This window comes from Terricaulis silvestris, from assembly GCF_009792355.1.
Classification (GTDB): Bacteria; Pseudomonadota; Alphaproteobacteria; order Caulobacterales; family Aquidulcibacteraceae; genus Vitreimonas; species Vitreimonas silvestris.
Window position 1 is genome coordinate 154,933 of sequence record NZ_CP047045.1, and the last position, 13,703, is coordinate 168,635.

General features: G+C 60.5%; 14 protein-coding genes. 7 read left to right on the top strand and 7 right to left on the bottom strand.

The features are described from left to right. Positions 1-329: 329 nt before the first annotated feature. From DSM104635_RS00805 to DSM104635_RS00815, 3 genes are all read left to right on the top strand, one after another. A complete protein-coding gene (locus tag DSM104635_RS00805) occupies positions 330-710 on the top strand; it encodes a hypothetical protein (RefSeq protein ID WP_158764361.1) in 381 nt (126 codons plus the stop codon). Positions 711-834: 124 nt separating this feature from the next. After that, positions 835-3,477: a hypothetical protein gene (locus tag DSM104635_RS00810; protein WP_158764362.1), complete on the top strand. Its 2,643-nt coding sequence runs from the start codon at positions 835-837 to the stop codon at positions 3,475-3,477. A gap of 400 nt (positions 3,478-3,877) precedes the next feature. Beyond that, positions 3,878-4,093 (top strand): (4Fe-4S)-binding protein, encoded by a 216-nt coding sequence (locus tag DSM104635_RS00815; RefSeq protein WP_158764363.1) that lies wholly within the window; start codon positions 3,878-3,880, stop codon positions 4,091-4,093. 139 nt (positions 4,094-4,232) lie between these two features. Here DSM104635_RS00815 and DSM104635_RS00820 read toward each other — a convergent pair whose 3' ends face one another. From DSM104635_RS00820 to DSM104635_RS00830, 3 genes are all read right to left on the bottom strand, one after another. Next, a complete protein-coding gene (locus DSM104635_RS00820; protein ID WP_158764364.1) occupies positions 4,233-5,297 on the bottom strand; it encodes an endonuclease/exonuclease/phosphatase family protein in 1,065 nt (354 codons plus the stop codon). 1 nt (position 5,298) lies between these two features. Then, a complete protein-coding gene (locus tag DSM104635_RS00825; protein ID WP_158764365.1) occupies positions 5,299-6,345 on the bottom strand; it encodes a hypothetical protein in 1,047 nt (348 codons plus the stop codon). A gap of 191 nt (positions 6,346-6,536) precedes the next feature. After that, the gene (locus DSM104635_RS00830) at positions 6,537-7,244 is read right to left on the bottom strand and encodes a hypothetical protein (protein ID WP_228445785.1); all 708 of its coding nucleotides are present in this window, start codon (positions 7,242-7,244) and stop codon (positions 6,537-6,539) included. Positions 7,245-7,739: 495 nt separating this feature from the next. Here DSM104635_RS00830 and DSM104635_RS00835 point away from each other — a divergent pair, with 495 nt between their 5' ends. Both DSM104635_RS00835 and DSM104635_RS00840 read left to right on the top strand, forming a co-directional pair. Continuing rightward, positions 7,740-7,958 (top strand): DUF4279 domain-containing protein, encoded by a 219-nt coding sequence (locus DSM104635_RS00835; protein ID WP_158764367.1) that lies wholly within the window; start codon positions 7,740-7,742, stop codon positions 7,956-7,958. A gap of 156 nt (positions 7,959-8,114) precedes the next feature. Then, the gene (locus DSM104635_RS00840; RefSeq protein WP_158764368.1) at positions 8,115-8,474 is read left to right on the top strand and encodes a hypothetical protein; all 360 of its coding nucleotides are present in this window, start codon (positions 8,115-8,117) and stop codon (positions 8,472-8,474) included. Positions 8,475-9,112: 638 nt separating this feature from the next. Here the strand turns inward: DSM104635_RS00840 and DSM104635_RS20130 are convergent. Next, positions 9,113-9,334, bottom strand: a complete 222-nt coding sequence (locus tag DSM104635_RS20130; protein WP_158764369.1) for a phytase — start codon at positions 9,332-9,334, stop codon at positions 9,113-9,115. A 7-nt stretch (positions 9,335-9,341) separates the two neighbouring features. Next, positions 9,342-9,632, bottom strand: coding sequence for a DUF6429 family protein (locus DSM104635_RS20135; protein ID WP_407703509.1), 291 nt, complete (start codon positions 9,630-9,632; stop codon positions 9,342-9,344). On the opposite strand from DSM104635_RS20135, the gene DSM104635_RS00850 reads away from it, so the two are divergent. Then, positions 9,580-9,798 carry a hypothetical protein gene (locus DSM104635_RS00850; protein WP_158764370.1) on the top strand — a complete coding sequence of 73 codons (219 nt, stop codon included), beginning with the start codon at positions 9,580-9,582 and terminating at the stop codon, positions 9,796-9,798. The genes DSM104635_RS20135 and DSM104635_RS00850 overlap by 53 nt on opposite strands. A 513-nt stretch (positions 9,799-10,311) precedes the next feature. Beyond that, positions 10,312-10,734 (top strand): hypothetical protein, encoded by a 423-nt coding sequence (locus DSM104635_RS00855; protein ID WP_158764371.1) that lies wholly within the window; start codon positions 10,312-10,314, stop codon positions 10,732-10,734. An 874-nt stretch (positions 10,735-11,608) separates the two neighbouring features. Here the strand turns inward: DSM104635_RS00855 and DSM104635_RS00860 are convergent. Both DSM104635_RS00860 and DSM104635_RS00865 read right to left on the bottom strand, forming a co-directional pair. Beyond that, on the bottom strand, positions 11,609-12,241 hold the full coding sequence (locus DSM104635_RS00860; RefSeq protein WP_158764372.1) for a hypothetical protein: 633 nt from the start codon (positions 12,239-12,241) through the stop codon (positions 11,609-11,611). 61 nt (positions 12,242-12,302) lie between these two features. After that, positions 12,303-13,676 (bottom strand): Hsp70 family protein, encoded by a 1,374-nt coding sequence (locus tag DSM104635_RS00865; protein WP_158764373.1) that lies wholly within the window; start codon positions 13,674-13,676, stop codon positions 12,303-12,305. Between the last annotated feature and the right edge of the window lie 27 nt (positions 13,677-13,703).

Here is a 13,703-nt window from a genome sequence, read left to right on the forward strand (position 1 = left end):
CGTCCGTTGTTGGGATCAATCGGCGGGTCGGTGAATTGGTACTGCCGTCCCTTCACATCGACACGTAGCCGTACCAGGGCACGAGCAGCACCGGACGCGCCGCGAACGACGAGCGATCGAATGACGCTATCGGCGATCTACTGTCTTCGCGATCGCAGCATTTTGAATGGCGGGAGCGAAGGGCGACGTTACAGAAATGCCGCACGGGCAGAGATTCGGTTGCGCTCGTTCGCTTATGAGTGACTCGCGCCGAACACTGCCCCCTTATCACGCCGCCTCGATGTGGGGTTATGTAGTGGGGTGATCCAATGCCTACGTCCAAGAAACTGATGAGTTCAGCTCTGGCGATTGCTTTCATGGCGTCACTGGCGTTAGCGCCGACGACCGCATGGGCGAAGGCCGAAAACGCTGCAAACGTCACACAAGATCCATTTGGCGGTTGTCTGGTTGCAGACGCAAACGGCGTCTATGCATTCGACGCCGCTTGCGAAGCTCAGGTCGTGCAAAGAAGTGATAGAAACGGCAACTTGGTCCTGTGGAACTACCAGGATCACGGCCAACTTCAGCCAGGTCAGCCAGTCCCGACATCCGCACGGACGGCGCCCGTCTCGTCTAATATTGGCGGCGGACTAACCTGCAGTGGCACTGAGACGACCACGCCGAGCGGCGAGTATAGATCGAACTGTTTCTACAACGCCAACCGCAACTAATGATCGCGTCGCGGCCGCGTACCACTGAAGTTTGATTGGATGGGACGCGGCCGCTGACATTGGCCCAATCTGCCTCTCCGGTGGCAGCAATGGGTGGGGCATTGTGAAGGTTCAATCGCTGCTCTTGGCGTTCGCCGCATGCACGGCGGCCGCCGCCAACAAGGGCGCGGAAGCACAGCCTCCAGCGCCGCAGTCGGCGCTTGGGGATGACGGTGAACAAGCGGCGCGAGCCAGCCCGATTTCCACGCTGAGCAATCAGCACCCTCAGGCGCTCACGCCGCCTGACTCGTCTTCGACCGAGGTCCGCGCAAATAGCGCATCGGCGGACTCACCAGAAGGCGGCAAAACGGATCTTGAAAACGAGCCATTCGAGATCGTCGTGATCGCCGCGCGTCTGGCGGATTTCACCCCGGAGCAGATCTACGATTTCGATAGCGTCTTATCGTATGGGGTGAACACAACTGGCGATGCGCTCGACGCTCTGGCCGCCGAAAACGGCGATATCGACCCTACCTTCTTTGTCAACGGCGAGCCCATAACCAATCGGGGCGACATCGACGATTATCCGGTTGAGGCGATAGAACGGATTGAAGCATTGCCCCGCGGGTCTGCCGCGCGGGCTGGCGGGACAGGCAGCGAGCGGGTTTACAACATTGTGCTGAGGCCCTCGGCGGTGGTGCGCAGCGTGAGCGCCAGCCGCCGGTCGTCCACCCAAAGTGGTTGGAGCTCGGCACAAGGAGAAGCGCAAGGGACCTACATCCGCGGGCCCGACCGCGTAAACCTTTCGCTGCGCATTTCTCAGTCGGACCCGCTGTTGGACTCCGACCGTGGTCTGACGCAACCGACTGACAGCTTGACTGCGACGCTGCGGGGCAATGTGCTGCCCATTTCATCCGCATTCGAAATCGATCCCCTGCTGAGTGTGTTGGCCGGCGAAACCGTGAGCATCGCCGCTGTACCGCTGGACATCGCTTTCCCCACACTCTCCGATTTTGTCGCTGGCGCTAATGCGCCGAGCACAATGGAGGCGGGCCGATACCGTACGCTGCGCTCCGAATCCCGTGGCTACGAAGTGGCGCTAGCGGGCAATAAGCAACTGGCGCCGTGGCTGTCGGCAAGTTTCCAGGCGCAGTTGAATGGGCAACGTGATGAGTCCCTGAGCGGTGCGCCCCGGGCCCATTTCCTCTTGCCGGAAGACGTCGCCGCAAGCCCGTTTTCGAATGACGTGGTCATTACAGTTAGCGATCCCACTCGTCCGCTCAAGGGTCGCAGCGAATATGATACTGCCAGCTTTTCGACGACCCTGACCGCGACCGCCGGCGATTGGCGCTTTCCGTTTTCGCTGCGCTACGAGGATCGCAGGAGCGCTTTCGAGTTCCAGCGCGTCGACGCTGTGGGAAATTTGCTTGTCGACCCGGCATCCAACCCCTTCAACGGATCGCTTGCCGCAGCCATCCCGATTGCATCGGAGATGACCGAGAGCCACGCCATCGCGCGGAGCGTGACGATCGGCGCCGAAGGCCCCTTGGTTGAGCTCCCAGCGGGAGAGATTCGCGTCCGCTCAAGTGTTGGCTTCGGCGATTTGACGATGACGTCCAAGACCTCGCTCTCAGCCTTCTCCTCCCCATTCGCGCGCGAGGAAAGGTCAGGTCAGGTGGGTGTCACGATTCCAATCCTGAGCGAGCGACGGATGACGGGATGGGGCGACGCTGAGTTTAGTGGAGAGCTCGGGCGTATTGATTTCGGCGGCTTTGGAGCAGCGAACCATCAGCAGGCGAGCCTCAGCTGGAGGTGGGGCAATTGGCTCAGATTGGCTGCATCTGTCGTTCAAAATGAGATTCCGCCAGCTCCAGACACGCTTTCGGCGCCCATCCAAACCAACGAAAATGCTCGCGTGTTTGATCCAATTCGCGCCGAAACATTGGACGTCGTTAGCATCACAGGGGGCAACCCAGACCTGCTGCCAGAGTCGCAGCGGCAAGACCGGTTCTCCCTGGGGCTTGCTCCACTGGCGCGGATCAATCTCCAGTTCACCGTTGATTACTCTGAAACCGAGCGGCGGAACCTGACCGGCGGCTTGTTCGATGCCAATACCGCATTGGCGTCGGCATTCTCAGATCGTTTTCAGCGCGATTCCTCCGGACGCCTTATTGCGGTGGACTACCGGCCGGTGAACTTTGAGAGCTTAAGAACGCGTGACCTGCGCACCAGTGTTGGTTTCACGCTTCCGCTCAACGACGCGTCGCAGCCAACAAACGTAGACGAAGTGAACGCCTCAGGTTTGCGCTCGCGTCCCAATTTTCAGTTCAATATTTCACATACGCGAGTGCTCGACAGTTTCCTCTTGCCGCGCGCGGGCGCGCCAGAGATCAACCTCTTGAACGGCGGCGCTTTCAGTATGAGCGGCGGTGTCGCGCCGGAACATGCCGCTGCAAGCGTGGCGTTGACCGATCGGGGCAGCGGTGGCCGCTTGTCGCTCTTCTGGAGGGGAGCGTCCGCGCTGGATGTTGGAACTGCGTCGGCGCCGGATCGGCTTGACTTCGCGGCTTACGCCAAAGTTGACCTTGCGCTGTTCGCCGAGACCGGGGCGTTGTTTCCAGACGTGAATTGGCTGGAAAGAACTCGTGTCGCCTTGACGATTGAGAATCTTACTGACGCCAGCCAGACCGTTACAGATCAAGGCGGCGAAACGCCACTGAGCTACCAGCGTGCGTACCGTGACCCGATTGGACGGAGCATCCGCCTGGAGTTGCGCAGGTCGTTCTAGCAGTCTGTCGATGCGTCACATCCGAAATGGAGATTGTCGATGCGGGCGAGCCGGAATTGAAGGGCAGTGCCCGGAAGCCTTCGGCTCTTCGGCACGGTGACGCGTCCAGCCGTTCAGGGCTGAGGCGAAGGATTTAATTGCCCGTTCCGCACGTATCATGACTTCGCGCTCCTCCGAACGCGTTTTGTCCTCGCGCTTTTAGGAGTTGAAGACTTCACTTTTCTAACGTCGTTGGAAACGTGGGCTCAGCTCGCGATATGTCGTTTGGATGACCTTTCGGCGAGACCACGCCGCTGCGCCACTCGGTGAAATGGACGCTACGGCACGTGCTGGCCGTCGGCTTTGAACTCGAACGGCGATAGCCTCACGCGATGCGCTGCGAATGCTCTAGGAAGTCGCCATGGCGGCTAAGCAACACACCAACGGAACCATCACGATCACCTATGACGCCGAAGTCTGCACTCACGCCGCGCGTTGCGTGAAAGGACTGCCAGGCGTGGTTGACGCCAATCGCAAGCCCTGGATCGACCCTGACGGCGCAACGCCATCAGAGATCGAGGCACAGGTTGCGCGTTGCCCTTCAGGTGCGCTTGGGTTCTTACGCAACGCCGACTGAGTCCGAGGTCGGCGAAAGCGCGCCGCTCTAGCGGGCAGGGCACCGCCGGCCGGATCGGAGTACGCCGGTCATTCAAGAAACATGTCGGATGGCGTGTGACTGGCGCTTTCAAGCCTTTCAGCCGCGAGCGCTAAGAAGGTCAGCGCTCGCTTTGTTCGGTCTGCGGCGCACGCAGTGCGCGCATGCGCGCGCGCACCGGCTGGTGATCGGTGTTCTGAAAACCGAGATCGAAACCGGCCACGCTCTCAACCGCGACGTTCGGTGAAACGATGAAGCCATCGATCGTGGTCACGTAGTTTTCGCCCGCCACATACGGCTGATGATTTGTGCGCACCGAAGGCACACGCGCGTCGGCGGCGATGCGCCAGCCTCCGGGTAGCGCGTCTTGAGGAAACGGGAATAGCCAGAACAGGAAGCGGTCTTCCGTCGTGTTCGGGAAGGTGGTCTCGGCCAATTGGAAGTTCCAATCGCCGCCGATAACGATGTGCTGGCCGCTCTGGTATTCGCGCTCGGCCCACGCCAGCAGCTCGCGCAATTGCCGCGTGCGAACGGCGGCGTCGGGATCGAATGCGGCGAGGTGCACGCTGGCGACGGTCCAGCCGTGGGCGGCGCCGTCGATGGGAATGCGCGCAACAACGGATGCGTACCGCCGCTTGACGCCAAAAATACTCGCGTCTTCCGCCGGCAGAGCCACCACATCAGCGCTTTCGATTCTGTAGGTGGAATAAATCGCCTGGCCGTGCGTCATGGCGAGTGGCCACGGCATCAGGCGTGTCTTGAAATCAGCGAAGAAAACGCTGTCGCGTCCGTGTAGCGCCTGATCGATGCTAGATTTGAGATCCACCCAGTAGTTCACTGGTCCGCCGCGGGCGATCTCTTGAAACAAGACTACCTGGGCGCCAGCGCCCTCGTCGCTGACGAAGCGCTCGATCGCTTCCACATTGCCGCGCACCGCCGCGCGAGAGGGTGGAAAATAGTGCGTGCCGCCGTCGGCGATGAAATCGCTCTCGCGCCCGAGTCCGCCATAGCCCAGGTTCCAGATCATCAGATCGAGCGTCTCGCCGGCTGCGCCATTGGTGTCCGAGCCGCGCACCACGAGATCGCGCGACGAAGCGACAGCATTGCCGTTCAGCACGGAGAACGCTCCGGCGTAGAGCGCGATCGCCACGGCCAGTGCGGCGAGCGCGATGAAACGAGCGCCCATTTCACGCCTCCGCCTTGCGCTCGCCGCGGCCCGGTATGCGGCCGACCGTGAACTGGATCGCGGCGGCGAACAGCGCCAGCCCCGAGCCTTCCCCGCCGATCGCCTGGGCGAAGCCAAGCAGATTCTTCGACCTGTTCAATTGCACGACCATCTCATTGTAGCGCTGCGACAACTCCCACGCCCCCAACGTCGCGTTCGGACGCGCCGCCTCCATGCGCGCCAGCGTGTCCTGGATCACGTCGGCGTAGGAAAGGAAATAGCTGACAAAGCCCGCAATCAGGATGCCGGCGATAGCGATAGCGGTGAGGATGTGGGTCAGGTCGATCGCGCCCTGCATGAAGGCCGAGCGGATCGGCGACAGGACGATCAGGATGTTCACCGCGAAGATCACGGCGGCGAAGATGAAAACCGGGTTCATCTGATCCTGAAGGATGTTCTGCGACACTGCGATCTGGCCAATCGCGTCTTCCAAATAGGTGAGCGCATGACGCGCTGCATCGAGTGGATCGCCGGGCGCCTGCGCTGCCGCGACGGCTCGGCTGACCGATTGTGCGACGATGCGGGCTTGGGTGTTGAAGGCGTGTTGATCGTGGAGGAACTCCGCGCCGAGCAAGCCCAGCACGCCGATGCCGCCCGCGAACAGGATGGCCGAGTATATCGCATACGGCACGTAGGCCGCGCCAAGGCGCGCGCGGTAGGCGGCGTCCTTACCATCACGCTTGGCGCCGGCGACCACGCTGAGCGAATAAACGAGAACGATCAGTCCAACGGCAAGCAGAACGCCGAGCGCTACGCGCCAGTGGGGCACGAGGACGTCATCGACGATGGCGACGTCTGTGAAGGCGCGCACGGTGGCGACGACGCCGGCGCAAGCGGTGAACAGGGACCATTCGCCCCAAAAGCCCGAGACGCGGCGCGGCCGGCCAGGGCCGGCCAGTTGAATCGAGTGCCGCTCGACCCAGACGGGGCCGGCAAGCACGTAACCCATCAGCAACAAGGCGACGCCAACAGCGTAGGCCGCTGCAAGTGCAGTGAGATCGAGTGTCACAAGGCCTCCCGGGCACGCACTATCGGGTCTGATCCCAGGCCGGCGCAAGCGTGGAGCATCTTTGCAGTTGCCTGCAGACCAAGTCCGCCGCCAGGACGAAGCGCTCGCCCGCATGGGCCGCGGTGGACGGCCTGCCTCAGAAATCGCCGCGCCAGGTTGCGCTCAAAGTGATAGCGAGCGCCGGAGCCGACTCACTCTGAGAGCCAATACTGCATGAAGGTTATGGACGTCACATTGTCCGGGAAATATCGAATCGTGCACATCCTGGTGAGATTGTAGTGTCGAATAATGGCCAACGCCTGGTCGGCGAGCGCGCGATCGGTCCCAAAATTGAGAAGCAGCTCCCCGGCGGGCCCGGGGCCGTTGCCGCTTGCGACGTACCAATTCCCGTTGATGTTCACCACGCCCCTCGCGGTAGGATGAAGTGCGGCGCACGTCTCCGGGTTCGTTATGTTGCGGTCCAAAACGGGCACGCTATTGCCGCCGCGCCAATACATCATCGTAGGCCTGGGATTGGCGATGACTGGACTGATGAGCGGGACCGAACACTGTGACGTGAAGCCGTAGGATCGGATGGTGTTGAACGATAGTTCGGCGGGTGAGCGGTGAGGGCCGAATTGGAGAACCCGTCGGCTGCCGTCCATGATCTTCCACTGGCCGTTCACATTCACCAGTTGGAGATTGTCGGGATTGATGGCGACGCAGTTTTCACCCTGAAGCGCGGAGGCCCTGAGCGTCACGCTGGGGCCGGGAAGGCCGCGCAATTTGCAAGCGGCGTAGGCGGCCAGTCTCGAGGTGGCTTGCGCGCCGCTGCGTGGCAGTGAAGTCGGTGAAAACCTGATCGGTCGCGCCGTCGCTAGTGAGGCGCATGGTGACTGTTCTGCGCGGCGGCGACGCATCGTAGTGCGCCAGTAGCGCGATCGCGTCACGCTCTGGGTTTCCCAGAGCGCTCGGTGCAAAAGTCATCGCGGGAATCTCGCCCCATCCGCAGGCTTGCTGCGGCTGTTGAGGGCATCTGACGAAGACTTGAATGCGAACGCCAGATCCGCTCCGCGTCACTTGAATGCTCGTAACTTCGCCGCCGGCATCCTGTGCGGTCCATCGTCCAATCAAGTCGTCCACGCTTGCCGTGGCAGGTGAGGCCAGAGTGAGGAGCGCGATGGCAGCAGCGCAGCCGGCGATCAATGTGCCAAGCGTGACAACTCTCCACTGTCCCTCGGAGAGCCCGTTTATGCCATGCTCAACGCTGAGGCGCCACCGAATGGCACTCTGGCGCGGCAGGCGTGGCGAGGGGAGGAGAATGCGGTCAGGCGTGCTTGCCTGGCGGCGTGTAGTCTCGCGACCGCAGCGCCGCTGCCATCTGTTTATGAGATAAGAGCCGTAGTGATCAATGCTTGGATCGCCAAATCTTAGAATTGCTGGCGCAAATGACCGACGACTTGGACCGATGGGCTTCGGTAACGAGTCGGCATGAGGCGATGTTCTATTGTAGCGTGTTTATGCTGGAGACGAATGAAGGCGCCGAGATTGCTCCTGCAACTTTGATGGCACTCGGCGCGCGTGGGATCTCACTGGGAGTCGACATCTATGCGCCCGGCGACGACGCTGATTGAATGTCCGCACACGGCGAGCGTGCGCCGAATTGACGGTCGGGGCGCGAGCGCGCGGATTGGAGCGCGCCGGCCACTCAGCAAATTTCGCGCTCGACGCGGTCCTGGCCCGAAGCGGACGCTGACTCGACGGCGAGTGACTGCGCGGAATGCCGAGTGATGAGTGAAGACGCGCCCGCAACCAAAGAGTCTTGGAAGAAGTTGCCGCTCCCCGCCGAGCGAGAGCATTTCAAGTTGTCGCTTTTGTTCACGGACGCGGATGGCGACCAGATGCGTCGCGGTTTCATTCCCGAAAGCATGGACGACAAGTGGTTCATCTTCTTCGAGAACGGCTGGCTTTATTTTCACCGCAGTTGGACGGGCGCGTGCATCTTTGGCGCAAGGCTCGACGTTTCGCCAGCGGGAGTGAGGGTTGTCGATGTCTGGGCCAGCCGAGACAAGTCACAGTACAACTCGGCGGGGATCGAATCCGACAAAGGCCTGGTGGAACACCTGATCAGGTCGTTGCTGTCTGCATAAGGCGAGGTTCGATCCCGCGGATCGGCGGCAGTTCGCCGTCAAATCACCATTTGGTTTAGCGATCTTGCCGGCATCGATTTCGCTCTGAGTGCCGGGAGCGTGAACGTTAGCGAAAGCGGCGAGGCCCGTTTAGAGCCTCGCCGAGACTTGCTTTATTGAGTTGTAGCGGTGCCTCAATTGAAAAGCGCCTGCGACCTCAGATTTTGTCAGAGGAGAGATACCCCATTTATGGTAGCGACGCGGCGGTGAAACGCGTTTCGGCGGCTAGAGCTGCATTATCAGTGCGCGCGCGTGAGGTCGCGTTCTAGCGTTCGGATTTCGCGCTCTAGGTCATCTAGCGTGTCTTTGGCTTGTTGCGGCGCGTGACGCCGCAAGCTCTCGCGTGCGAGCCGCGCGCGTGTCAGGCGGTCGCGAAGCACAGGCGCTGGAACAGCGGCGCGTGGTCTCGAACGCAAGTCCATCTGTGAGAGATGACCTACCAGAAAGCGACGGGCAACCCCGTTACACATAAGGTTCACACACCAGTCGTTGCACCAACGTAGTGCTTGAGTAGATTTGCCGAATTACCCGAATTTCAGCGACCAAAGTCCCCAATCAAAACTTGAAGCCCTGGTCTTCGTGCCGGGGCTTTTTCTATTTTAGCGGCTGCCAACAATCCGACAGTACAGATCGCGCACACAAGCGGCGCCGTCAGTGCCCGATACACCGTCAGCGCGGTTCGAGGCGCCGATCATGAAGGCGCCGCGATATGCGTTGCTGCCAGCGCGCTCATAGATCGCGAAGAGCGAGGCACCTTGTACCGACGCACGAGTTGGAGGATTGGGCGCATCGTTTGCTTCGATACGAGCGCCTATGGACATCAGGCCGTTAGCGGGTAGGCGACGGTTTAGTCTTGAAACAGTTTAGCGAAGGCCGCTTTCGCTTTGAGGAAGCCCCGTCGGAGAATGCGACTGTCTTTGATTTCTTGACTGGGTCCGAGATCAGAGCCTGTTCGTGCAAGCGCTCCATTGCATCCCAATCGAAAGCCTTCCGGGCGCCCAGGACCCCAGTTCGCGCCAATCTCAAGTTTTGCTCGCTTGACCCATCTCGGCTAGCCTTTCCCGCAATGGGCAAGCGGTCTGGATACGCACAGAGCAGCGCCGATGTTGAGGCGCTCACGTTGGCTGAACTCAACGCCGAGATTCAACGCTGCCTTTTCCGCTATGAGCGAGGCGGCACAAGCCAGGGGCGCAAAGCGTTCTTCAAGCGGCTTGTTTGGCTGGAAGCCGAGCGGGAACGTCTGCACAGCGTCACTGCGAAATCGCGGCGTTTCAGCGATCCCTAGTGTGTCTGCTACCGGACGAAGGCGCGTCGCTCTAGCGAGCTAAGTTATGCTCCCGTCGACGTGCGCGGCGGCGAGGCCCCGCCAGGACTGCGCTTGCGCCGTTGACGTGCGCAGGTCGCGCCTACTTGAGCGGTCGAAAACGTGGCCGTTGTCGTTGAGCGCATACCCCTCATGGAGTACGAACGAACGGGAACTCTGCTCCAATCTGTAATTATGTCTGCAGCGTTCGGTAATTGTCCGCCGGCTGCGAAGCTTCGCAGAAATAGTACGAAAGCAGAGAGAATACTCCGTAACCTCGACTACATTGTCTTTAGGCGTAAAGTCTAATTGCAATACTGAGTACTGATTGCGGATCATCCGTGGTTTGCGATGCGTGGCTCCAAGATTAATCAAGGATGGCGTGTTTTCTACCTGGAGGCGGCATGAGGATACGCAAGGTGAATGGCGGTTAGTGCAAGGGCTTATGCCCAACTGTATTGAAGACAATCGTTCGAGTGGTTACACATTACTGCAATGAATGACCCACTGAATGCCTTGCGCGCTCGGCGCGCGGAGATTGAGCGTGCGATAGAGCGTTTGAGCGCCGAGGATAGCGAGCTTGCGGTAACCGAGCGGGTGCTGGCTCGTTTTTCGATCGATAAGGTCGTGGGGGTCTCCCATCAGGTTCGCCAGCCACGTCCCCGCAGCCAGCGCGAGTTTGTGTTGGAGGCCCTCGGGCGCTCAGAGACCGCGTGGTTGAGGAGCGCCGAAATTGTCGCGCTCATACAAACGACATGGGGCGAAGTTATTCCAGAGCTGAGCGTTCGGCCGCTTTTAACGAGTTTGAAGCGCGCGAGCCAGATCGTGCGGCAAGGTCGGCTGGTCGCGCTCAAGGCGCGCGCCCATGAACCCATGCGCAGCGGCGGTCGGCAGCGCGTGCGCCTACGCCGCTCGTAAAAGGGCCTCACGTCATAAGTCCAAACGCTGCGTACAAACGGGTTATTGCCAAGCTCTAATATTTGGCGTTCAAATTAGAGACCGCGCGGGACCATTGTTCCTCAACCGCACGGGCGGGAAGGCAAGATCACCAAGCTCGGTTTCCCGCTCCCGCAAGACTTCACCCAAGCGGGTAGGCTAAAGCGGCGCAAACGGGGCCTTGTCCCAGGACCACGTAACAGGGTCCAAGGTCTCGTTTGCGTTCGCCTGCCAGGTGCTCGGCCGCCCATAGCCGATTGGCGGGTGCTTCTCACGCCATCTTGCTTCGACCAGCGCGCGCCACTTCCTGCAAAACGCGGCGCGCTCGACCAAGCAGCATGCACCAGGCGACCAATTATCATGGTAGTTATCCGCAACATGTTTTTGTCTCTCAGCGAGCGCCGATTGGGATCGCTGATTTTCCGGGGGTGCAATGAGAGTGGGCATGGAAATTGATGATGGCGACGACCGCGGACCGGCGAACGCCGCACTGTCAATCACGAGACCGCGTCACCCGAGGTTTGACCGCATAGAGGATCTGATGCCGCCAGACACACTGAGCGAGCGTCGTAGCGTCTGTCCGCCTTCACGCGCCAAGCACCGTTCCGCCATACCTCGCCCTTGAGGACAAGGGCGTCGCCGAGTGATATCGCAACTAGGCAGAACGATCGCGCATGTGGCCGGCGATGCGATGAAGTGAGTGCGCGACGACCATTCTGTCTGATCGCCGCTCAGGCAGCGTCGAGCGATGCCGCGCGCGCTCAACTGTGGCATGTTGCTACGCTGCCCCGGTGCGCCGCGTCCGTTTTGCTTTAGTTGTTTGATGCGCGGCAGGACGCCTTTCGACCGCTCAGAGTCATGGCGTTGCACTCGATCGAGACCGCAACATCATTTGGAAGAGATCTTCACGCGGCACAAACGCAAGGCAGGCCGCGGCTTGGTCGGCGCCAACGCCGGAGCGAAGATACCAATCGATACGTTCGCTGATCAACGATTCTTGCAAGCCCCCTGCGTGTGCGATGCGAAGCCGGGCGCAGTCGGATTCCGCATCGAGCATAGGCGCCGCGATCCAACTTCTTTCAAGACAGGTCTGTGCCGCGCAGGGCGCGTGCGCAAGATCCATGATGGAAAACGTGGCCAGCCTCGCCCACGCATTGGGCTGTGTGGGCCCGATTTGTGTGGCCCGCATCGCCCACAACATGCTTTCAGCATAAATCGCTTCGTCGCCGCCGGCGGCGTTCGCGCGCATGGCATAAATCGCTGAGAGCGCTTCTGCGGCGCTGGCGTTCCAGCGCGTCGGTTGGGCCCAGCTTTTTTGCAAGCGCGCGGCCGCGCCGGCAAGCATCCGTTCTTGGAGTTGGATTGACGAGGTTCGTTGGGCGACGTGGACGACGTCTAGCGCCGCCTGGGTTTGCGCTGCACCCTCGAAGACGACGCCGCAGGCCATGATGGCGCTTGCCAAAAGTGCAAGGACGATCGCTTTCAGCATACCGAACTATAAGCAAGGCGTTGTCATTTAAGGCAAGCCGCAACGCCGATCTTCGACACCCTTAAAAATGGGCCTCTGATGGACGAAGCGGCGCAATTGCGCCCCCCAGCGAGACCGCGAGCTGGGGAAATATTGGCCCCAGCCGGTCAGCGTCGTCGCCGTTCTCGATCCATCCGGGAATGTTGGGATGCACTCTTAGTCGCATTTGGCCGCGAAGCGTTGCGCCTGGGCTGGACAACATGTTTTGAACAAAGGGGAGCATGGCGCCGCCGCCCGCGGGAATGACGTCAACTCTCTGAGCGCCTGCCGCAAGAGCCTCGCGGAGCACGCGGCTAAGGCAGTCTTGATACGCGCCGCGCAACGACGCCTTAAAGTCACGAAAGCCCTTGTCTCGGTAGAGGTCGTTCAAGCGGATCGTCATTTTCTTACCTTGGGAAGTCGCGTGGCAGACCCCTTCGCGAAAGAGGGTCTCCTTCAATTGGCGCGCCCGCACTTTCAGGCGCTTCCAGAACGCACGCTTGACGCTTGCCGGACTTGCCTTGGGGGTTTTGTCAATGAACATCGCCACGAGAACATTGTCGATCTCATCGCATCCGAGCGCGAGTGTTCGGCGCGCTACGAGAATCTCCTCGAGGTGACGCGCTGCGCCATCACCTGCGCGTCTAAACGAAGCAAAATCGGTCGTGCCCGCGCCCATGTCGAAGACCAGCACAAATTCAGGAATCTCGGTGGCGAAGGCAAAGTGGCATTCCGAGGCGGCCTGAGCTTCAAAGACGCCCGCTTCCACGCGGCCAAAGCCAGGCTTTGAACGCGCGCGGTCAAGTGAGGCTCTGGCGACTTCGAAGGCTAGACTATCTGCTTCGACGAGATCACCGCCAAGCTCGGTCACGATCGCTTGCGCCTCATCAAAAAGGCGCGCGACCACAGCGTTCGCTTTCGTGTCGGGTCCCCAGATCGGATAGGCGTATCGACGTTGGCTTATATGCGCATCGTTCGAAAGCCTTGGCTCGCGTTTAATTGCGCGCTCGGTGAGCGACAAGACGTAAGCCGTGTAGAGCGTGAGTGCGTCGCGTTGCGTAAAAAGATTTGAAGGGTCGGTTGTTCGCTTAAGCTTGAGCGACAAAGACTCTTCAACGTCACGGGCCGCTAGGAACATCTTGAAAGATTGAAGTAGCTCAGAGATGCATTCTTCATGGCTCGCAGCCTCGGTCGCGCGAATCCCAAAGTGGATGCGGTCGCGATCAAAAAGCATCGCCGATTGCACCAAATAGGGGTTGGGCTCGCCTGTGAAGGAGCCGATCTTTAAAGGATGCAAAAAGGGGCCGCGGCCGTCTTGGGCGCGGGCGCAAACGCTGACCTTGGACGCCGACGTTCCCAGGTCAACGCAAGTCCGCCAAAGAGCACCTGTTTGCACCTGCTCTGCGACATCGCTCATTGCAGCGAATGCTTCATTGGTTCCTCT